Source organism: Paenarthrobacter sp. C1 (genome assembly GCF_049315185.1).
Taxonomy (GTDB): domain Bacteria; phylum Actinomycetota; class Actinomycetes; order Actinomycetales; family Micrococcaceae; genus Arthrobacter; species Arthrobacter nicotinovorans.
Genome location: NZ_CP186052.1, coordinates 481,009 through 501,854, shown reverse-complemented (window position 1 = coordinate 501,854; position 20,846 = coordinate 481,009). Strand labels below are relative to the sequence as shown.

Annotated in this window: 19 protein-coding genes; 5 read left to right on the top strand and 14 right to left on the bottom strand. The window is 62.8% G+C overall.

What is annotated here, in order from left to right; genetic code table 11:
• Window position 1: 1 nt before the first annotated feature.
• From mmsA to ACNAOU_RS02455, 12 genes are all read right to left on the bottom strand, one after another.
• Window positions 2-1,531: a multiple monosaccharide ABC transporter ATP-binding protein gene (gene mmsA / locus ACNAOU_RS02510; protein ID WP_020608553.1), complete on the bottom strand. Its 1,530-nt coding sequence runs from the start codon at window positions 1,529-1,531 to the stop codon at window positions 2-4.
• 123 nt (window positions 1,532-1,654) lie between these two features.
• Entirely contained in the window at window positions 1,655-2,779 is a 1,125-nt protein-coding gene (chvE, locus tag ACNAOU_RS02505) for a multiple monosaccharide ABC transporter substrate-binding protein (RefSeq protein ID WP_026267409.1), read from the bottom strand.
• Window positions 2,780-3,123: 344 nt separating this feature from the next.
• Window positions 3,124-3,672 (bottom strand): gluconokinase, encoded by a 549-nt coding sequence (locus ACNAOU_RS02500; protein ID WP_416429985.1) that lies wholly within the window; start codon window positions 3,670-3,672, stop codon window positions 3,124-3,126.
• Entirely contained in the window at window positions 3,662-4,891 is a 1,230-nt protein-coding gene (manD, locus tag ACNAOU_RS02495) for a D-mannonate dehydratase ManD (protein ID WP_039239482.1), read from the bottom strand. Before manD ends, ACNAOU_RS02500 begins: the two co-directional genes overlap by 11 nt.
• A 22-nt stretch (window positions 4,892-4,913) precedes the next feature.
• On the bottom strand, window positions 4,914-6,239 hold the full coding sequence (locus ACNAOU_RS02490) for a mannitol dehydrogenase family protein (protein ID WP_189076699.1): 1,326 nt from the start codon (window positions 6,237-6,239) through the stop codon (window positions 4,914-4,916).
• Window positions 6,236-7,630, bottom strand: coding sequence for a glucuronate isomerase (uxaC, locus tag ACNAOU_RS02485; protein ID WP_189076700.1), 1,395 nt, complete (start codon window positions 7,628-7,630; stop codon window positions 6,236-6,238). The genes ACNAOU_RS02490 and uxaC overlap by 4 nt, the downstream gene beginning before the upstream one ends.
• Before the next feature lie 2 nt (window positions 7,631-7,632).
• The gene (locus tag ACNAOU_RS02480) at window positions 7,633-8,565 is read right to left on the bottom strand and encodes a sugar phosphate isomerase/epimerase family protein (protein ID WP_422757937.1); all 933 of its coding nucleotides are present in this window, start codon (window positions 8,563-8,565) and stop codon (window positions 7,633-7,635) included.
• Window positions 8,562-9,758 (bottom strand): Gfo/Idh/MocA family protein, encoded by a 1,197-nt coding sequence (locus ACNAOU_RS02475; RefSeq protein ID WP_018779461.1) that lies wholly within the window; start codon window positions 9,756-9,758, stop codon window positions 8,562-8,564. Before ACNAOU_RS02475 ends, ACNAOU_RS02480 begins: the two co-directional genes overlap by 4 nt.
• Complete coding sequence (locus tag ACNAOU_RS02470; protein WP_189076702.1) at window positions 9,755-10,603, bottom strand: sugar phosphate isomerase/epimerase family protein; 849 nt, start codon at window positions 10,601-10,603, stop codon at window positions 9,755-9,757. Before ACNAOU_RS02470 ends, ACNAOU_RS02475 begins: the two co-directional genes overlap by 4 nt.
• Window positions 10,604-10,605: 2 nt before the next feature.
• Entirely contained in the window at window positions 10,606-11,541 is a 936-nt protein-coding gene (locus tag ACNAOU_RS02465) for a carbohydrate ABC transporter permease (protein WP_018779463.1), read from the bottom strand.
• On the bottom strand, window positions 11,538-12,599 hold the full coding sequence (locus tag ACNAOU_RS02460; RefSeq protein ID WP_039239471.1) for a carbohydrate ABC transporter permease: 1,062 nt from the start codon (window positions 12,597-12,599) through the stop codon (window positions 11,538-11,540). Before ACNAOU_RS02460 ends, ACNAOU_RS02465 begins: the two co-directional genes overlap by 4 nt.
• A gap of 12 nt (window positions 12,600-12,611) precedes the next feature.
• Window positions 12,612-13,976, bottom strand: a complete 1,365-nt coding sequence (locus ACNAOU_RS02455) for an ABC transporter substrate-binding protein (RefSeq protein WP_422757936.1) — start codon at window positions 13,974-13,976, stop codon at window positions 12,612-12,614.
• 127 nt (window positions 13,977-14,103) lie between these two features.
• On the opposite strand from ACNAOU_RS02455, the gene ACNAOU_RS02450 reads away from it, so the two are divergent.
• The 5 genes from ACNAOU_RS02450 to ACNAOU_RS02430 all read left to right on the top strand — a co-directional run bounded on the left by ACNAOU_RS02450 (window position 14,104) and on the right by ACNAOU_RS02430 (window position 18,351).
• The gene (locus tag ACNAOU_RS02450) at window positions 14,104-15,120 is read left to right on the top strand and encodes a LacI family DNA-binding transcriptional regulator (RefSeq protein WP_018779466.1); all 1,017 of its coding nucleotides are present in this window, start codon (window positions 14,104-14,106) and stop codon (window positions 15,118-15,120) included.
• Window positions 15,121-15,188: 68 nt separating this feature from the next.
• Window positions 15,189-16,010: an ammonia-dependent NAD(+) synthetase gene (nadE, locus tag ACNAOU_RS02445; protein ID WP_189076703.1), complete on the top strand. Its 822-nt coding sequence runs from the start codon at window positions 15,189-15,191 to the stop codon at window positions 16,008-16,010.
• Between the two features lie 217 nt (window positions 16,011-16,227).
• Window positions 16,228-16,866 carry a PadR family transcriptional regulator gene (locus ACNAOU_RS02440; RefSeq protein ID WP_039239467.1) on the top strand — a complete coding sequence of 213 codons (639 nt, stop codon included), beginning with the start codon at window positions 16,228-16,230 and terminating at the stop codon, window positions 16,864-16,866.
• 76 nt (window positions 16,867-16,942) lie between these two features.
• The gene (locus ACNAOU_RS02435; protein ID WP_193590779.1) at window positions 16,943-17,701 is read left to right on the top strand and encodes a MerR family transcriptional regulator; all 759 of its coding nucleotides are present in this window, start codon (window positions 16,943-16,945) and stop codon (window positions 17,699-17,701) included.
• Window positions 17,702-17,745: 44 nt separating this feature from the next.
• Entirely contained in the window at window positions 17,746-18,351 is a 606-nt protein-coding gene (locus ACNAOU_RS02430; RefSeq protein ID WP_422757935.1) for a TetR/AcrR family transcriptional regulator, read from the top strand.
• 15 nt (window positions 18,352-18,366) lie between these two features.
• Here ACNAOU_RS02430 and ACNAOU_RS02425 read toward each other — a convergent pair whose 3' ends face one another.
• The gene (locus ACNAOU_RS02425) at window positions 18,367-18,678 is read right to left on the bottom strand and encodes a hypothetical protein (protein WP_200888217.1); all 312 of its coding nucleotides are present in this window, start codon (window positions 18,676-18,678) and stop codon (window positions 18,367-18,369) included.
• 538 nt (window positions 18,679-19,216) lie between these two features.
• The gene (locus ACNAOU_RS02420; protein ID WP_026267410.1) at window positions 19,217-20,818 is read right to left on the bottom strand and encodes a molybdopterin-dependent oxidoreductase; all 1,602 of its coding nucleotides are present in this window, start codon (window positions 20,816-20,818) and stop codon (window positions 19,217-19,219) included.
• Between the last annotated feature and the right edge of the window lie 28 nt (window positions 20,819-20,846).

Below are 20,846 nucleotides of genomic sequence, written 5' to 3'. Positions count from 1 at the left end.
GCTATTCCTTCTCTTGAGTCATGTAGTGCATGAGGGTTTCCTGGGTGGCTTCGGCGATGGGGACCTCGCCGGTGATGCGGCCCGCTGAGAGCGTGTAGATCCTGTCGCAGATGCCCAGGAGTTCCGGCAGTTCGGAGGAGATCACAATGACCGCTTTCCCCGAGGCCGCCAGCTCGGCGATGATCGTGTAGATCTCAAACTTGGCGCCCACATCGATCCCACGCGTGGGTTCGTCCAGGATGAGGACGTCGGGGTCGGAGAACATCCACTTGCTGAGCACCACCTTTTGCTGGTTCCCGCCGGAGAGCTTGCCCGTGATCGCAGCGACCGAAGGCGCTTTGATGTTCATGCTCTTGCGGTAATGGTTGGCCACCGTGGTTTCCTGGTTGCCGTCCACCCAACCGCGTTTGGCCAACTTGTTCAGGGCAGCCATGGAGATGTTCCGCTTGATGTCTTCAATCAGGTTCAGGCCGTAGTGCTTCCGGTCCTCGGTGGCGTACGCAATTCCGTGCTCGATTGCATCCGAAACCGTGGACGTGTTGATCTCCTGGCCGTACTTGTAAACCTTGCCGGAGACCGCACGGCCGTAGGTACGGCCGAAAACGCTCATCGCGAGCTCAGTCCTGCCCGCACCCATGAGGCCGGCCAACCCAACAACCTCACCCTTACGGACCGTCAGGTTGGCGTTGCTGACCACCATCCGCGAGTGGTCCTGTGGATGCTGGACCGTCCAATCCTCGATGCGGAGGACTTCTTCACCGATGTTTGGTGTCCGGTCCGGATACAGGCTTTCGAGATCGCGTCCCACCATGCCCCGGATGATGCGTTCCTGGGTGATCTGTCCCTGGTCCAGGCGCAGTGTCTCGATTGATTTGCCGTCGCGGATGATGGTGACGGCGTCGGCCACTTTGCGGATCTCGTTGAGTTTGTGGCTGATGATGATGCTGGTGACGCCCTGGCCTTTGAGGTGCAGGATGAGGTCCAGCAGGTGGTCCGAGTCTTCGTCGTTCAGCGCCGCCGTTGGCTCATCGAGGATGAGCAGCTTCACCTCCTTGGAGAGCGCCTTCGCGATCTCCACCAACTGCTGCTTACCCACGCTGATGTGCTGGATGGGCGTTACGGGATTCTCGCTGAGACCCACCCGGGCCAGCAGTTTGGCGGCCTCCAGGTTGGTCTTCCGCCAGTCCACCCAGCCGTTCTTCGCAAGCTCATTGCCCAGGTAGATGTTCTCGGCGATGGACAGATACGGGCTCAGGGCCAATTCCTGGTGGATGATCACGATGCCGCGCTTCTCGCTGTCCGTGATGCTGGAAAATTCGCAGGGTTCGTTCTCGAACAGAATGTCGCCGTCGAAGGTGTTGTGCGCGTAGACGCCGGACAACACTTTCATGAGGGTGGATTTCCCGGCTCCGTTCTCACCACAAATGGCGTGAACCTCACCTCGGTTGACGTCCAGGGTGACGTCCTGAAGGGCTTTTACACCGGGGAAGGTCTTGGTGATTCCTCGCATTTGAAGAATGGGTACGTTCATCGTCAATTCCCGCTGACTGGTTGAAACTGGGCCGGGTCGAGGACTCGACAGGCACTGGGATGCTGTGGCCCCACCGCTGCGCGCTGCAACACAGGGCGGTGGGGCCACAGATTGGGGAGGTGGTTACTTGACGTCGGCTTCGGTGTAGTAGCCCGAGTCGATGAGTTCCTTCTTGTAGTTGTCCTTGGTGATGATGACTGACTTCAGAAGGTATGCCGGAACAACCTTGACCTTGTTGTTGTAGGTCTTGGTGTCGTTGGTTTCGGGCTCACTGCCCTTGAGTACGGCGTCTACCATTTTCACGGCCTGGGCGCCGAGCTGGCGGGTGTCCTTGAAGATGGTGGAGTACTGCTCGCCGGCGATGATGGACTTCACGGAACCCTTTTCAGCGTCCTGGCCGGTCACGACCGGGAGCTTTCCGGTGGAGTAACCGCCGGTGCTGGTAAGAGCGGAAATGATGCCGATGGACAGGCCGTCATACGGGGACAGCACGCCGTCGAGCTTGGTGCCGGAGCTGTAGGCGGAGGTGAGGATGTCTTCCATGCGCTTCTGGGCAACGGGTGCCTGCCAGCGGAGGATGGCTGCCTGCTCGAACTTGGTCTGGCCGCTGGGGACCTTCAAGGTGCCTGCATCCAGGTACGGCTTGAGGGTATCCATTGCGCCGGTCCAGAAGAAGTTGGCGTTGTTGTCATCCGGGCTGCCCGCGAACAATTCGACGTTGAACGGGCCCTTGCCCTCTACCTTCTTGCCGCTGGCATCAACGAGTCCCAGACCCGTCAGCAACGACGTGGCCTGCTGGACGCCCACGGTGTAGTTGTCGAACGTGGTGTAGTAGTCCACGTTCGGCGTTCCGTTGATGAGGCGGTCGTAAGCGATGACCTTGACGTTCTGTTCCTTGGCCTTGGCTAGGACGTCCGTCAGCGTGGTGCCATCGATGGCTGCGATGATGAGTGCCTTCGCACCCTTGGTCAGCATGTTCTCGATCTGGGAAACCTGCGTGGGGATGTCATCGTTGGCGAACTGCAGGTCCGTCTTGTAGCCGAGGTCCTTCAGGGATTTCTCAACATTGGCACCGTCTGCGATCCAACGCTCGGATGTCTGCGTCGGCATCGAAATGCCTACCAGCGAATCGCTGGGCTTTGCGGTGCTGGAAGACTCCGCCGCGCCTCCACGGCTGCCGCAGCCTGTGGCTCCGACGGTCAAGGTTAGGACGACCGCTACGGCGCCCAGGAGTTTTTTCAATCTCACGATGCTCTCCTTCCGCGGCAGCAGTGCCGCGAACTCTGATGCAGCCGGAGCATCTGCGCGTCCGGCACGGTGAAGCTGGATGTGGCCTGCGTGCTGGGGGCTGCACAAGCCATTGAAAAGGTATTGCGAATGCCATTGTGAACGCTAACAATGCCCGGGGTCAAGTGCTGTAGATCACGAATTGGTTGCAGGCGGCGCCCCTTCGCCAAAGTCTTGATTTACAACGTTGTTAGCGTTCACAATGACCCGCGTCACTCTCCGGAACAACAAAACCCGGCACCGCCTGGTGGGCGATGCCGGGTTTGAGGTGTTGCTCCGCGGTGGCAGGGAAGGACAATGGCGATTCAGACGCGCTCCGTTGTTGGGGTATCCAGGCCAGCCAGCGCTGAGTCCACCTCATTCACGATGTCCTCGACGGGCTGTGCGATGTCCACCACTACCCCGGCTTCGTCATTCTGCAAGATTTCCAGCGTGGCCAGTTGGGAGTCCAGCAACGAAGGCGGCATGAAGTGCCCGGGCCGCGCCTTCATCCGGGCGTCCAGCAGTTCGCGCGTCCCTTGCAGGTGCACGAAGACCACGGACGGGTCGGCGCTGCGGATGATGTCCCGATAGGAGCGCTTTAGCGCGCTGCACGCGATGACAAGAGAAGATTCCGACGCCGGGAATCGCCTGCCGATCTCGGCCAGCCATGGTGCGCGGTCGTCGTCGTTCAGCGGGGTACCCGCTGCCATCTTGTCGATGTTCGCCTGCGGGTGCAGCGAATCGCCGTCGAGGAATCCAGCGCCGAGGCGTTCGGCGAGGGCCGCACCCACGGTGCTCTTTCCGCAGCCTGCGACGCCCATCACCACGATGTGGTGATAGGCGCTCGCACGGGACAGAGGTTTACCAGTCATGAACGGTGCCGTCCACGAGGCGGTTGTAGGGCAGGTAGGCCTGCTGGTACGGGAATGCGGCAGCGGCCTCCTCATTGAATTCGACGCCGATGCCGGGGTTGTCGCCGGGGTGCAGGTAGCCGTCCTTGAAGGTCATGGACTGCTGGAAGACCTCGTTGGTCTTGTCCGAGTGCTGCATGTATTCCTGGATGCCGTAGTTGTGGATGGCCAGGCCCACATGCAGCTGCGCGGCGAAGCCCACCGGGGAAATGTCCGTGGGGCCGTGGAAGCCGGACTTGATCTGGTACTGCGCAGCGAAGTCCATGACCTTCTTCAGCGGTGAGATGCCACCGAAGTGGGTGGAGGCCGCCCGCACGTAGTCGATCAGCTGTTCCTTGATGAGGGTCTGGTAGTCCCACACGGTATTGAAGATTTCGCCAATGGCCAGCGGGGTGGTGGTGTGCTGCCGGACCAGGCGCAGGCCTTCCTGGTTCTCGGCAGGAGTGCAGTCCTCCAGCCAGAAAAGGTCGTAAGGCTCCAGGGCCTTGCCGAGTTTGGCGGCCTGGATGGGGGTCATGCGGTGGTGGCCGTCGTGCAGCAGCGGGATTTCCGGACCGAACTCGTTGCGCACCGCTTCAAAAACGGTGGGCAGGTGGCGGAGGTACGCGCGGGTGTCCCAGTCCTCTTCCTGCGGGAAGGCACCGCGTCCGGCGGGCTCGTAGTCGTAACGCTCGCCAGAGGCTTGCGCCTGCGCGGCCACACCGTAGACGGCCTTGATACCGGGGATCGCGGTCTGGATACGGATGGACTTGTAGCCCAACTCCAAGTGCTCCCGGACCGAGTCGAACAGCGACGGAATGTCCGCCCCCGAAGCATGGCCGTAAGCGCGCAGCCCATTACGGGAAGCCCCGCCCAGCAGTTGGTAGACCGGCATCCCGGCGACCTTGCCCTTGATGTCCCACAGAGCCATGTCGACGGCGGCAATCGCCGCCATGGTGACGGGGCCACGGCGCCAGTAGGAGCTGCGGTACAGGAACTGCCAGGTGTCCTCGATCCGGTGCGGGTCCTTACCGATCAGAAGCTGCGCGACGTGTTCCTTCAGGTACGCGGCAACGGCGAGTTCACGGCCGTTGAGCGTCGCGTCCCCGATGCCCGTCACACCGTCCTCGGTGGTGATGCGCAGGGTGACGAAGTTGCGGGACGGGCTGGTCACGAAGACTTCAGCGGCAACGATTTTCATGGTGTGGCATTCCTTCCAATGGCTATGCGTGGGTGCGGGCAGCGGCGATGGCGTCTTGCTGCCGGTGAACATGGGAAACCAAGGCACTGTCCCCGGCCAGCCCTGGGCTGAGGAGTGCCAGCAGCGCAGCGGTGCGTTGTTCGCCGTCGAGCGTCTTTGCGGTTTTGATGTCGTCTGCCAGGGGGTCCTGGAAGTCTTCAGCCGCGGACAAGTACGCGGCCCAGGCCGCGATCATGCGGGCAGCGCCGTCTCCTGAACGGCCAAGGGCACGTTCAGCGGCCAGGACAGGCAGGGCGCGCATACGCAATTTGGTGGTTCCGTCCATGGCAATCTGCGCCAGATGATGGGCAATCCGCGAGTTGCCAAAGCGGTCCAGGAGGGCCCTGCGGTATCCGGGAATATCCAGGCCTTCGCCGGGCAGATGGCGGGATGCTTCATCCCAAAATGCCTCCACGGCGGCCCTGCAGGTCCCGTCGGACAGCGCTTCTGCCACGGTTGTGTGGCCCCGGACCAAGCCAGCATAGGCAAGGATTGAGTGCGCTCCGTTGAGGAGCCAGAGCTTACGGTTTTCGTAGGGCTCAATGTCGTCCACGAAAACCGCGCCGGCATCCTCCCACCGAGGACGGCCGCCCGGAAAGTCACCGCTGAGGATCCAGTTGTGGAAGGGTTCAGCCACCACGGCGGCCTCATCCCGGTAGCCGCACTGTTCGGCCACTTCCGCAAGGTCCTCCGGAGTGGTGCGCGGCGTGATCCGGTCCACGGAGGTACCGACAAAGCTCACGTTGGCATTGATCCATTCGCCCAGGGCCGGGTCAGTCGCCTCTGCAAGGGCCCGCACCGCCTTCCCGGCAACCAGGCCGTTTTCCGCAAGGTTGTCGCAGCTGACCACGGCGATCGGACCGGCGTCGGCGTCCTTGCGGGCAGCGAGCGCCGTGACCAGACGGGCCAGCGGCGTTTCCGCGCCAACCGCCGCATACGCCGCTTCCGTGATGGTCAGCGTGACCACAACCGTGGCGGGTGCGGCCAGAAGCCCGGCCAGCCGCCCGATGTCGGAACCATCCACGGCTTCCACAATGCTGCCGATGACCTCGAAGGTGTCGCCCGCGCCCGAGCGCTCCACCACAGTGAATACACCGTCCTGCCCGGCCAGCAGGTCAGCCGCGTCGGGCCTGCGTCCGGTGAAGGCCGCGATGCCCCAGTCAGCGGCATCGCCGGCGTGATGGGTGTACCAGGCCTGGTGGGAGCGGTGAAACGCCCCCAGGCCAAGGTGCACTATCCGGACCGGCGGTGTGGCTTGCCCCGGAAACGCGCTGGCGCGGCTGAGCCGCGGGGTCGTCTGGGCACTCACAGTTTGAAGACCCTTCGCGGGGAAGAATCGACGACGTCGACAATCAACTCGTGTGCGCGGTCCTCACTGATGCGGTGCTCGGCAACGAGCCGTGCCAGGAACGAGGCCTCGATCCGTCGTGAGGCGTCGTGCCGGGCGGGGATGGAGCAGAAGGCGCGGGTGTCATCGATGAACCCGGATGACCTGGAGAAACCTGCTGTTTCCGTGACGGCTGAGCGGAACCGGAGCATGGCATCCGGGGCGTCAAGGAACCACCAGGGCGCCCCGATGTAGACCGAGGGGTAAAAGCCTGCCAGTGGTGCGAGTTCGCGGGAGAAGACGGTCTCATCGAGCGTGAACAACACCAAATGGAAGTCCTTGGCAGTGCCGAAGTCCTGCAGCAACGGCCGGACCGCTTCGGTGTAATTGACGGCGAACGGGATGTCGTGGCCCGTGTCGGCGCCGAAGGCTTCGAACGTGGGCTGGTGGTGGTTCCGGAAGGAGCCTGGATGGATGGTCATCACCAGCCCGTCCTCCACCGACATCCTTGCCATCTGGTACATCATGTGGGCTTCGAAGGCATCACGATCCAAGGCCGTGGCGAGGCCGGCACGGGCCTTGTCGAACAGGGCCTCCGCTTCGGCCTCGTCCAGTTTCAGGGTTGCCGGTGTCCTCACGCCATGATCTGCGGACACTGCCCCGTGATCCACGAAATAACGACGGCGGTTCTCCAAGGCGGTGACGTATCCCCGGTAACCTGTGCCGCCGTCGGACGCTTCGGCAACGAGCCGATCGACGTTGGCCGCCCACGCCGGGTGCGCGATGTTGATATACGCGTCCGGGCGGAAAGTCGGCAGCACGCGGCCGTGGAAGGACGGATCAGCGGCCAAGGCGGCATGGCTGTCCAACGAGTCAAGGGGATCATCGGTGGTGGCGAGGACCTCAATATTGAAGTCCTTGAACAATTCCCGGGGACGGAACCCAGGCTCCACCAGCTTGGCGGAAATGGCATCGAAGCTCGCGTCCGCGGTCTCCGCGGACAACTCCCCCCGCCACCCAAAAACCGACTCGAACTGCGTCCGCAGCCAGTACCCGGAGGCGGTGCCATCGAACAAGGGCCACGCCTCACAGAAGGACCGCCAGATACTGCGCGCCCCCGCCTGCGGCTGCAGCTTTTCCAGCGGAACACCGGAAGCATGAATCAGTCGCGTCACGTAGTGGTCCGGGGTGACCAGCAATGCCGCGGGATCCGGGAACGGCGTGTTCTGTTCGATCACTGCCGCGTCCACGTGGCCATGCGGGGAAATGATGGGCAGGTCCTGGACACGCCCCAGCAAGGAACGCGCGATGCTGCGCGTCCCCGGATCCGCTGGAAGGAGGCGGTCGGGATGGGTGGCAAGGGAATGGGACATGGTCAGCCTTTCGGGATGGAACCGGCGGAGAGATCGGCGCTGGCAGGAACTGACAGTCCGGCCAGCTCTGCTACCCGGCGCAGGTACTGCAGGTTTCCGGCGGTGCGTGCAGTGAGCGGGACGTCCGTGGAGAAGTCCTCTACTGTTACCCATTCGTCGTAGCCCACCTCGGCCAAGGCTTTGAAGTAGCCAAGGACGCTCCCCTGCCCCTCGGCCAGCGGCGCCCACTCATTCACCCAAACAGCAGCTCCGGCTTCGTCACGTTCCTCCGTACGGATCCACCGGGCATTCTTGACGTGGATGTGGGCAAGATACGGGCCGAGCAACTGCAGGGCGGGCAAAGGTGATTCCAAGCCTTCGATCAACAGGTTGCCCAGGTCATGAATGACTCCAACGTGCTGCGGGTCCAGGCCTTCCAGGAGCCTGCGGGCCGATGATGCCGAGGCCGTCACCGTGCCGTGGTGCAGTTCCACGAGTGCCTTGACGCCATGGTGCGCGGCGCGTTCGGCCACCCACTCGTAGTGTTCCCGGGTGGCCGCAAACAGCTCAGGGTAGGACAGGCCGCTGGGCTCGCCGCCCCCCATGGTGGAGTTCCCGAGCGGCAGGACGTTGACCCGGACCTGGCGTGCGCCCAAAGCGGCGGTGGCGGCAAGAACGCGCTCCACGCCGTCGTGATTGTCGCAGCGGGCGTAACCGCCCAGGCCGGAGTACTCCAATCCGGCATCCGTGGTGACCCGGGCAATCTCCGGCAGCGAATCCTCAAGGCCGGTCATGGGCCAGGTGGCCATGTTCCCTGCCCAGAAGCCGGGTTCGGGCGAATCAGCCTGGTCGGTGACCCGCCATTCGATGCCGTGCCAGCCCTGGGCCGCCAGCTCCGTCGCAGCTTCCTGCGGTGACCATTCCGGTGTGGAGGCCGTGAAGACCGAGAATTTCATGCCGTGACCTCCTCAAAGTGGCCGTTGCCGGTCCGAACCTCAACGTCGTTGTACTTGCCTGCAACCACGTCGGCGATGAGCACGGGGCGGCCAAGTGTGGCCGAAACGTACAGCGCGCGTACCGTGGCCAATGCCGTGACGGCATCCTGGATGGTGACGCCTGCCGGCCGGCCGTTCCTGATGGCGTCCACCACGTCCCGGTATTGGCGGATGTGGCCGGCGGGATAGAGGGTAGGGTCCAGCTTTGCCTGCGGTGCCGGGTCCGCGAACCTGGCCAGTTCCGCCTCAGCCTGGTTGCTGGCGCCGGGCATCCCCATCGGTCCGCTCTGTGTCTCTTCTTCTGAGGCCGCAGTGTGGAAGAACTGGAGGTTGTCGCTGTCGATGACGGCTGATCCCATGCTGCCCATGACCTGCAGCCTGACGCTCAGCCCCGGGTAGGCGGCGGTGGTGGCGTGAAGTACTGCGAGGGCACCCGATTCAAAGGTCACGGTGGCCACCGCGGTGTCCTCGACTTCAACGCCGGTGTGTGCCAGGAGGGCCGTTTTGGCACTGATTTCGACCGGGGTGCCCAGGAACCACAGCAGGAGATCGACGGTGTGGACGCCCTGGTTCATCACTGCCCCTCCCCCGTCCATGGCCCAGGTGCCACGCCAGGCGCCGGAGTCGTAGTAGCCCTGGCTGCGGTACCAGCTCACGGAGGCGATGGCCGATGTCAGCCGGCCGAAGCGCCCCGCACGATTGGCTTCGTCCACCACGATGCTCGCGGGATCAAAGCGGTGCTGGCTGATGACGCTGGCTACAAGTCCCTTCTCTTCCGCTGCTTTCGCTGCAGCGAGGATTTCGTCGGCGCGGTTGAGGTTCACGTCCAGGGGCTTTTCGATCACCACGTGCTTGCCGGCGTTGAGTACCTCCAGAGCCTGCTCGATGTGCAGTCCGCTGGGGGTAGCAATGATGACGAGATCGACGTCGGCACCTGCGAAAGCTTCGTCCAGACTCCGGAACGTGGCCGGCCGTGCCGCCCCCTGGTCTTCTATGTGCTGGGCCAGCGCGTCTGCAGCTTCCGCGATCTCATCCACCAGGGCCGTGACCTGCAGATCACCGATTTCGGCGACGGATGCCGCATGGGTGCGCCCGATAGTGCCGCAGCCGGCAATGGCGACGTTGAGGATAGGGTTGGACGTTTCGGTGCTCACTTGGTTTCCACTCCTGCTTCGTTAACGACTTTGGCAAAGGCCCGGGCGGCCATCCCGAAAGCGGTCGGTCCCGAAAAACCGCCCAGGCCATGGGCTCCGGCCAGATGTGGTTCAAGGCTCGCGAATCCCTCGAAGCCGTCCGCTTTCAACGCCTCCACGGTGCGGAGCAGATCGCCGTCGCCCTCACCGGCAGGAACCACGACGCCGTCCGCGAACCGTGCGTCCTTGACCTGCAGGTACTCGAGGTGGGGGCGGAGTTTGGCATAGCCCTCGTCGAAGGGCTTGACGCCCACCTGGACGAAGTTGGCCGGATCCCACGCGACTTTCAATGCCGGCGAGTTCACGGACTCGATGATGTCGAGCACACGTTCGGGGGTGTCTCCGAAAATGTCCTTCTCGTTCTCGTGCAGGAGTACCACTCCGGAGTGTTCAGCGACGTCCGCCAGAGCACGCATCCGCTCGATGACATCGTCCCGGATGCTGTCCACGTCCACGCCTTCTCCGTAGTAGAAGGAGAAGATGCGGATGTAGCGGGAGCCGAGAACTTGCGCTGCGTTGGCTGCACGGCGAAGGCGTTCAACCTCGTGTTCCACCGGCAGCGTCACGTCCACCTTGCCGATGGGGGAAGCAATCGCCGAAACTCCCATGCCTGCCGCATCCAGGAGCCTCTTTAGTTCCGCCAACTGTTCGGGATCAAGGTCCACGATGTTGGTCCCCCAAGCACTGCGGACTTCGATGTGGTTCGCACCCAAAGCCTGGAGCACCGCGATCTGCAGGACCGGGTCGTCGTCGATCTCGTCTCCGAAGCCCGAAAGCGTCCACTGGACTGTTGCTGGACCGGTCATTGCTACTTAACTCCTCCGGCGGTGAGACCGCCCACTAGGTAACGTTGGAAAATCAGGTAGAGAATCACGACAGGCGCCGCACAAACGAGCGAGGCCGCCATCATTTGCCCGTACAGGGGAATCGCTCCACCCTCCTGCGAGGCTCCGAAGACCTGGAGGGCCACTGCTGCCGTCTGGCTGTCGGGCCGGGTCATCACCGAGGCGAAAAGGACATCGTTCCAGCCGAGCAGGAAGGCAAAGATCCCCGAGACCACAATTCCGGGCCAGCTGAGTGGAAGGATGATCCGGACCAGGACGCCCAGGTTGCTGGCGCCGTCGATCCTTGCAGCCTCTTCAAGTTCGCGTGGCAGCCCACGCAGATAGGTGACCATCACCCAGGTGGAGAAAGGCATCGCGAACGTCAGGTAGGTGATGAACAGTCCCCACTGCGTACCGATCACCTGTACGCCAAGGTAGCTGGCGGCCGAGGAAAAGAGCACGAAGACCGGAAGGACCATCAGGGTTCCCGGGACCGACTGCAGGGCAAGAAGTCCGCGGAGGATGGAGAGCCGGCCACGGAACTGGTAGCGGACCAGGACATAGGCAATGGAGACGGACATCGCAGCCGAAACCACCGCAGTGGCTCCCGCGACCAGGACACTGTTGCCGAGGCCCTTCGCCAGGCCCACACTGGACCAGATCTTGGTGTAGTTCTCCAGGGAGAACGTGGAAGGCCAGAACTCACCATTTGCCACGCCGATGTCAGAGTTGACCGAGGCCAGGAAGATATAGGCCACGGGGATCAGGACGATGGCACTCAGGACTGTCAGGATGATCGCCAGCATGGGGCCGGGCAGGAGACGGGTTACTTCGTGCTGCCGCCTGGAACCGGGGCGGAACGTGGTTCCGGCCGGGACTCCGCGCGACGTGCCGCGGACCGAGGTGGTTGATGCGCTCACTTCTTGCCTCCCGGCGTCTCTGCGTCGTCCAGTTTGACGGCGCGCAGGTAGATGAACAGCGGAATGGCGATCAGCACCAAGGACACGAACGCCATGGCGGCGCTGAGGCCGAAGCGGAAGCTCTGGAAGCTGGTGACGTAGGTGAGGATCGGAAGCACTTCGACGTCGGACGGCGCCGGGACCCCGAACAGCACGAACGGGAGCGTGAAGTTGTTGATGTGATGGAGCATGCCGATCAGGAAAGCGAGTGCCAACGGCCCCTTGAGATAGGGGAAGATGACGTACCGCAGCTTCTTCCACCACAGCGCTCCGTCCAAGGCGGAGGCCTCGTGTACCTCGTGGTCCACGGATTGCAGGCCGGAAAGGGCCAGCAGGTAGATGAACGGCCAGGAAGCCCAGATCTGGACCAGGATCAGCGTCCAATACGTTTGCGGTCCGTTGAGCCACAATCCACCGTCCATGCCAAAGACACCCAGCGCCGAGTTGACCACTCCGTCCGGCTGGAACATGGTCCGCCACACCGTTGCCACCACGAAGGAGGGCAACACGTACGGGATCAGGAAGATCGAACGGACCAGCGCGCGGCCCTTGAAGGCATTCTGCGTGGCTACAGCCGCGGCGATCCCCAACGGCAACGTGACCACCATGGCGATCAGGGAGTAGCTGACGCTCAACCACACCGAGTGGAGCAGCGGTGAATCAGTCAGGGCCTCCACAAAGTTGTCGACACCAATGAACGGTGCGCTGACCCATTTGCGCAGTGAGTATTGGTCGAGGTTGAGCGCCGACATGTAGATGCCCAGGAACAGCGGGACCACGATGATGACGAACATCAGGACGCCGCCGGGGATCAGCATCCACAGTGGACGGTTGCGCTCACTCAAGCCCTTGCGACGGGCGGGTTTCCGGCCATTGCCGGCCGGCTGGGTGGCTCCTGTGCCTGCGTTTGGTGAGGCACCGGCGTCGAGCGCTGGTTCTGTCGGCCCGGACCGGGCCAGCTGCCCGCGGGCAGCCGGACCAGCCACGGTTTTCATTTCCCTGAAGGAATCAGTGGACATGGGAAACCCTGCCTAGGACTTCGCGGCCCGGTCGAGGGAGGCCTGGCCCTTGGACTGTGCATCCTTCAGCCGTGTCTCCAGTGCGCCGTTATCTACAGAGCCCTTGGCCAGGTCCGGAATGGACCGGACGGTGACGTTCAGGAGTCCCAGCTGGATATCGCCCCAGGCGCCTGTGAAGGGGGTTGCCTTCGACTTGCTCGCGGCATCGGCGATGGGCTGCAGTTTGGGATCAGTCAGTGACGCGAGTGCCTCGGCATTCGCAGGGAGCTCACCGAAGATCTTCTGGTAGTTCAGCTGCTCTTCCTTGGAGGTGATCAGCTCGATGTAGGCGAACGCAAGGTCCTTCTGCTGGGAGTAGTCGGCAACCACTACGTTGTCGCCGGAGAGGATGCTCGCGGCCTTGTCGCCGTCGCCCTTGGGGGAAGATTCCCCGGGAGCCGTAGTGGGCATGATGGAGTAGGCGTACTTACCGGCGATGGCTGACTTGTCCAGGGTGGGGATCGAACTGGATGTGGTCATCATCAGGTATCCGGCCTTGCCGGACGCGAAGGCCGCTACGGCGTTGCTGTTGCTCCAACCGATGGCTGCCGGATCCACTACCTTGTCCTTGGTGAGCCAGCCGAAGTAGGTCTCGTACGCTTTCTTGACGGTGGGGTCATCCATCTTCAGCTTGTCGCCGTCCACCAGGGGGTTTCCTGCCTGCACGGACATGGCCCAGATGAACTTCCACGGGTCGAAGTTGTCCTTGTACCCGGTTGCCAGGCCATAGGTTCCGGTGCCTGCGTTGGTCACCTTCTTGGCCTGTTCGGCAAGCTCATCCCAAGTGGTTGCGGGCTTTTCGATTCCTGCGGCGGCGAGGAGGTCCTTGTTGTACGCCATGACAAACGGGCGGCTGACGAAGGGGATGCCGGCCTGGTGCTCGGAGTCAGGACCTGAAATGCCCAGTGCGGCCGGGTTGAAGCGGTCCTTACCGCCGACCTTCTTCCAGTCATCCTCCGACAACGTCACGAAGGCCTTGGTGGCGTAGGCGGTGGGCGTGAAGGTGGTGCCCAGGCTGTAGACGTCCGGGCCCTGGCCGGAAACAACGGAAGTCTGGATGCGGGTCAGCTCATCGTTGGCTGAAGCAAAGGTCTCGAACTCGACGTCGGCTCCGGTCTTCGCCTTGAACTTTGCGGCGATGTCCTTGAACCATTCCTTCTGCTGCTCGGGGTACTGGTTGTTGACGCCGGTCAGGATGTTCAGTTTCTTGCCCGTTCCGTCAACGGCGCCCCCGGAGCTGTTGGACGTGCTGCTGTTGTCGCTCCCCCCACACGCTGTCAGTGCCAGGGCCGCCGTCAGAGCGACGGCGGCAAGTTTGGCTGATGGTGCAAACCTCATTGTTTCCTCCTTGGATACACAGCCCGTTAGTGGTCTACGTCACAGGGGCTTCGGCATCGAGTCTATGAGTCCGGCAATGGTGCGGCAAGCGGTTGCCAAAAGTTGCCATGAATGGTGCAATCTTCCTATGGCTGAGACAAACGCGCGGGGATCCGCACCCACCATCCGGGACGTCGCCGCATTGGCGGGAGTGGCCACGTCCACTGTCTCCCGGGCCCTGTCCAACCCCGACCGCGTCAACAGGGCCACCCGCGAACGCATCGAAAAGGTGGCTGCCGAGCTCAACTACGTCCCCAGTTCACAAGCCCGTGGACTCAGCTCGGGGCGCACCAACGCCATCGCGCTCCTTGTTCCCGACGTCACCAACCCGTTCTACTTCGACATCATCCGGGGCACCCAGAACCAGCTCAAGGCAGCGGGTTACACGCAGCTGCTGGTTGACACCGAAGAGTCTGCGGAAATGGAGGCCGATACGCTCCAGAAGATGCAGCGGACAGCTGACGGGTTCATCCTGGCCGCCTCCCGCCTCACCGACGCCCAGATACTCGAAGCGGCAACGTCGCAGGCAATCGTCACCATCAACCGGTCATCAGCCAATGCCCCCACGGTCGTCATCGATACCCCGGGCGCCGTCGTCCAGGCGCTTGAGCACCTGACATCTCTGGGCCACACCAGGATCTGTTACGTCGGTGGCCCGGCGTCGTCATGGTCGAACGCCAAGCGTTGGAAGACCTTCGAAGACGAAAGCCGCGACAGGGGACTGACGACGTCCCGCGTCGGGCCGTTCACGCCTAAGACGACCTCCGGGGCAGCAGCAGCCGACGCTGCGGCGCGCACCGGGGCAACGGCGTGCATCGTGTTCAACGACCTGCTGGCCATCGGCATGTTGCAGCGCCTCAGGGAACGCGGGATCCGCGTGCCGGAAGACATGAGCATTGTGGGTTGCGACGATATCTTTGGCGCCGACTTCTGCAATCCGCCGCTCACCACCATGGCTTCACCGATTGAACAGGCAGGGCGGGTGGCTGTTTCGATGCTCCTGGCGCAACTCGACCCCCTGCACGCAGGCTCAAGCCGGCGCCTTGCGGTCATGCCCACCCATCTCACCGTGCGGGGGTCAACGGGGCCGGTGTCCCCCAACTAGCTGACACGTGGGCTGGATGTGTGCAATATGGTTGAGCGTCCGCAGCCATGCTGACTAGTGTGGAACACATGCGCGAACTCCAGGCCAAGATCATTGAGGAAATGGGCGTCCAGCCCCGGATCGATCCTGCGGAGGAGATCCGCAAGCGGGTCACCTTCCTGAAGGATTACTTGAAGGCAACAGGAACCAAAGGCTTTGTCCTGGGCATTTCGGGCGGCATCGATTCGTCGTTGGCCGGCCGCCTCGCCCAGCTCGCGGTGGAGGAACTGGAGGCCGAAGGTGTCGAGGCGAACTTCGTAGCGGTCCGCCTTCCGTACGGCGTGCAGCACGACGAGGACGACGCCCAGGCAGCACTGGACTTCATTAAGGCCAAGACCGAGTGGACCTACAACATTTCCCGGGCCGTTGACGGTTTCGAGGATGAGTTCGAGAAGACCACCGGCGCTCCGATCTCCGACTTCCACAAGGGCAACACCAAGGCGCGCGCACGGATGATCGCCCAGTACGCACTGGCCGGCGAACACAATTACCTGGTGATCGGAACCGACCACGGCGCCGAGTCCGTGACGGGCTTCTTCACTAAATTCGGCGACGGCGGCGCGGACATCCTGCCGCTGTTCGGCCTCAACAAACGCCAGAACCGCGCACTCCTTGCCGAGCTCGGAGCTCCATCGCGCGTCTGGGAGAAGGTCCCCACGGCCGACCTCCTGGATAACAAGCCCGGCCGCACCGATGAGGACGAGCTCGGCATTACCTACGACCAGATCGACGACTACCTTGAAGGCCGCGACATCGACCAGGCGTCAGCGGAACTGATCGAGCAGAAATATCTCCGGACCCGCCACAAGCGGACGGTGCCGGTCACGATCTTCGATACCTGGTGGAAGTAGGCGCAGCCTTCCAGGGACGCCACTAAAGACATCCACGACGGCGGGTGCGGACTTAGCGATAAGTCCGCACCCGCCGTCGTGCTTTAACCCTCCCTCACCTCCCGCGCCCTTCAACCAAACCCTCCCTCACCTCCATTGACACTGCGATAGATATCGATATATCGTTAACTATCACCGATACTCCTTCGGTGACAACTACCGAAAGGACGATGCTGTTATGAAAGGCATTCACAATCACGAAGAAAACTCTTTCCCGGAACACGGCGAAGGTCCCCACGGCCGCAGCCGCTTCAACCGCAGCAAGGGCCGTCGCGGTCCGGGCGGGCACGGCGGAGGCGGCTTTGGGCCAGGGCGCGGACCAGGCTTTGGCCCGGGATTCGGGCCCGGCGGATTCGGGCCGAGAGGCTTCGGCCCGGGCGGCCCCCGCCGTAACCGCGGCGATGTCCGCGCGGCAATCCTCTCCCTGCTCGCTGAGGCTCCGTCCAACGGCTACGGCCTGATCAAGACCATTGCCGAGAAGACATCCGGAGCGTGGCGCCCGAGCCCCGGCTCCGTCTACCCCACCCTCCAGCAGCTGGTTGATGAAGAGCTCATCACGGCAGTGGGCGAGGGTCGCCGGACGGAATTCACCCTCACCGATGACGGCCGCGCCTACGTTGCCGAGCATGAGGAAGAACTCGCCAACGCTTGGAATACCGAGGCCGACGGAAACATGCAGGAATTCCACCAGAGCATCGGCAAGCTGATGGGGGTCATCCACCAGTTCCGCGGCGCGGCAACGGAGGAACAGCGCCGGGCCGCAATCGAGAAGCTGGACGAAACCCGCCGGGCGCTCTACCTGATCCTGGCCGACTAGTGGCAGACACAATCCCCTTGACCTTGACGTAACGTCAACCTCTAATGTCGAAGAACAAGGAGGAGACGGAGGACAGATGGACTGGTCAATCCAGGAAATCGCACGGATCGCAGGGACTACCAGCCGCACACTGCGTCACTACGACGACATCGGGCTGCTCAAGCCAAGCCGGACCGGCCATAACGGCTACCGCTACTATGACGGTCCGGCCTTGGTCCAGCTCCAGCGCATCCTCCTGCTCCGGGAACTGGGGCTCGGCCTGCCGGCCATCGCCGAAGTGCTCCATCGCGAGACGGACACGGTCAAAGCACTGAGCAGCCATCTGGAATGGCTCGGCCAGGAGCGGGACCGGCTTGCCCGGCAAATCGCCTCAGTCCGGCAAACAATCGACACGATGCAAGGGGATGGAAAGTACATGGCACAGGACATGTTTGATGGTTTCGACCACACACAGTACAAGGACGAAGTCGAGGAACGCTGGGGCAAGGATGCCTACGCCGCCGGCGATTCCTGGTGGCGCGGCATGAGCGCCGAAGAAAAGCAGCAATGGAAGGACCGTGTCCGGAAGCTCGGCTCGGACTGGATTGCGGCCGCCGAATCCGGCGTCGAACCGGACAGCGCTGAAGCGCAGGACCTCGCGAAACGGCACGTCGAGTGGTTGCGCGGCATCCCGGGAACCCCGACGGCGGCACCTGGCGGAGACGTCAAAGGTTACGTCTCGGGCCTGGGCGAAATGTATGTGGCAGATCCGCGTTTTGCCGCCAATTACGGCGGGGAATCAGGGGCCGCTTTTGTGCGGGATGCCCTGCGTATCTACGCGGAAAGAAACCTCTAGGCGGTCGGGATGCGCTGATCCGGGTTTGGCAATAGTCTGGCCGAATGGGTACAAGCACCGTAAAAACCGGCGAACAGGCTGACAGGCAGACACGCATCCTCGAAGCAGCCCTGGAGTTGCTGTCCCGCCACGGCATTTCGGGCATCAACATGCGTGCGGTGGCGCGCGAAGCCGGCGTCGCCCTGGGGCTTGTGAACTACTACTACGAGGACAAGTCGAGCCTGATCCGTGCGGTGCTGCACCAGATTGAGGAACACGACCTTCTGTTGGTGGAGCCCGAACCGGCTTCAAATCCCGAGGAGCAGCTGCGGGAGGCTCTTCGGCGCGTTGCCGACCCCGGACTTCTGACAACGAGGTATCTGTCCCTTCGCCTTCACTTGTGGGCCCTCGCCCAGGCCGATGAGGAGTTCGCACAAATCAACGCCGCAGCCTTTGACCGATACCTGCAGGGGCTGGCTGCACTGATCGGAAACGCAGTTCCCGGGCTCTCCGCCGATGAATGCAAGGCCCGGGCGGATGACGTCGTCGTCGTGCAAAACGGCATGTGGCTCACCACGCTTCTGGGCATCGACAAGGCGGCCATCGAGCGGGGAATTTCGCGCACGGAAGAGATTGCGTTTGGCTCTGCCCTTCAGGGCGAGCACCGCTAGGTAGCCGGAAGGCAGTCAGGGACGTTCGCGGAGGACCGTGCTTGCCGTCTCGATGGCCCTGACCCAGCCGGCGGTGGCAGCGCAGCGCATGTCCACTAGTTCGACCACTCTCTTCAGATCGTCGGCGAGGTGTCGTTTGAAGATTGGTTCATGGTGGGCGATACGGTTCCGGAGCAGACGAATTGCATCCAAGTCTGCATAGATCTGTCCACGCAAGGCCTCTGCGGTCTTGGCTGATGCATGAGGGAACAGGGATAAAATGGCTTGATCCCAAAGGCGTTCGTCATGACGCGCGGTGAACATCTTCTGCCAGAAGACGAACTTCAATTCAGCGATGACTTTGCCCGTTGTAGGTTGGCTAGTACGGGTCGAGACCAAATCCCACCGAGGACTGTAACGTCCACGAGGCCCCCCTGGGAGGCTGCCCTCGAACGTTGGGTTCCATGGCCAGTCCGGACCGTAAAGTCCGGTCAAGGCATCAGACACAGCGTTCCGAACGATAACTTCGGCGAAATGCGCTGGCAGCATCAGGGCTGCCGACGCCCGAGCATTCCATCCGTAGAGGTCCAACGCTCTTTTCGAGTCTCCAGAGGTGGCCTGAAGGTAGGTGGACATGCGGGGTCCGGACAGGGACGCGTGAATCGCGGCCTGTGCAGCTGAATTGGCATATGGCACATAATTATCCTAAAGTGATTAGCACGAGTCGCGTGTTTCGTGGGCTTAGGCCTCCCCTCGCGGACAAAAGATTACGAAAGAGCCCGCTGTCCAGCGGGCTCTTTCTCTTTCCGAAACCATCTCTTGGTTCCCGGCCGCATCGTCACGGATGAGCAGACACTCCGAATAGCTCGTTGACGAGTACCCGCACCTACTCCACCGTCACCATCACCGACGGCCAGCCCGAGGCGCCGTCAGGTACAGGATCTGCGCGCTTTTCCGTCTGGACTTCTCCGGTACCGTCGGTGGCGCGGGCCTTCACGTAGTGGATGCCCGGTGTGGCGTCCCATTCATAGGACCACTGGCGCCAGGTAATGGTGGATGCCTCGTCGGAGAGGGTTGCTTCGACCCACTCGCCGTCGTCGATCTGCACTTCCACCTTCGTGATTCCCCGCGTCTGCGCCCATGCACTGCCACCCACGGCGACCTTGCCTGCCGGGAACTTCGCAAAGGACTTGGGTACGTCCACACGTGCCATGGTCTTGATGGGGCCGCGCTCCGACCAGCCACGCTCAGTCCAGTACGCCTTACTGTCCGCGAAGCGGGTGACCTCAAGGTCCACCACCCATTTAGTGGCTGAAACGAACCCGTACAACCCCGGAACCACCATCCGCACAGGGTATCCGTGCTCCACCGGAAGCGGCTCCCCGTTCATGCCGATCGCCAGCATGGCATCGCGGTCATCCTGAAGGACCTCCAGCGGGGTGGAAGCACTGAAGCCGTCGATGGATTTCGAAAGCACCATGTCCGCGCCTTCCTTGGGTTTGGCCCTGGCCAGGACCTCGCGGATGGGAAGACCCAGCCACTTGGCGTTGCCTGCCAGCTTTCCGCCCACAGGGTTGGACACGCAGGTCAGCGTGACATGTGATTCGATCAGTTCGGCATCGAGCAGGTCCTGGAAACTGAGGGTGACCTCTTCCTCGACCATTCCGTGCACCCGCAATTGCCAGTCATCAACGTTGATTTCCGGGACACTCAGGGCGGTATCAATACGGTAGAACTCGCTGTTGGGTGTCAGCCATGGAAAGACTCCCTCAACCGGGGACTGGACGCCGGCCGGCACGGGAGGCGCGGCCTTGACCGGCGCGGGGAGCTTCAGCGCGTTCCGGGCCTCGGCTATGTTGTTGCGCGCGGCTCCGAGCAACCGCCCACCGGTTGCGGCGATGCCGGCAGCCACCGCGGTGATTCCGGCAGCGGCAAAGAAACGACGGCGGCTGGTCCCGGCGGTGCCAACGCCGGCACTGCCGTTGCGGACTTCGGCGTCGGCAGCCATGTCCGCGGGAGCTTCCGGCCACGCCTTCATCCCCCACAACGGCACCATGAGGCGCCGCAGGACCAGAAGCCCGGCGATGGTTCCCAGGATCGAGGGGATGGCGTCGGCGAAACCCACCCCTGCACGGGTCAGGACGCAGGCCACGATCACTGCGCCCATGAACAGCACGCCCAGGACGCCGAGGGCCCACTTACGGTAGGCCACCACACCCAGCACGCAGGCAAGCACGGCGATGGTTACGCCCATGCCCACGAACAGGGCGGCCTTGTCGTTGGTGCCGAACGTGGCGATCGCAAAGTCCTTCATCCAGGGCGGCGTGAAGTCGATGAAGGTGGATCCCAGTGCAAACACCGGGGTTGCCCTGGCAGTGAAGAATGCGCCGATCAGTTCCGCTACGGCGAGCACGACGCCGGCCGACACCACGCCTGCCAGCGCCGCCATGCTGTCGGTACCTCTGGTCCGGGATCCAAGCTTTTTCATGCAACTGATTCGTAGCGGCCCGGGTCTT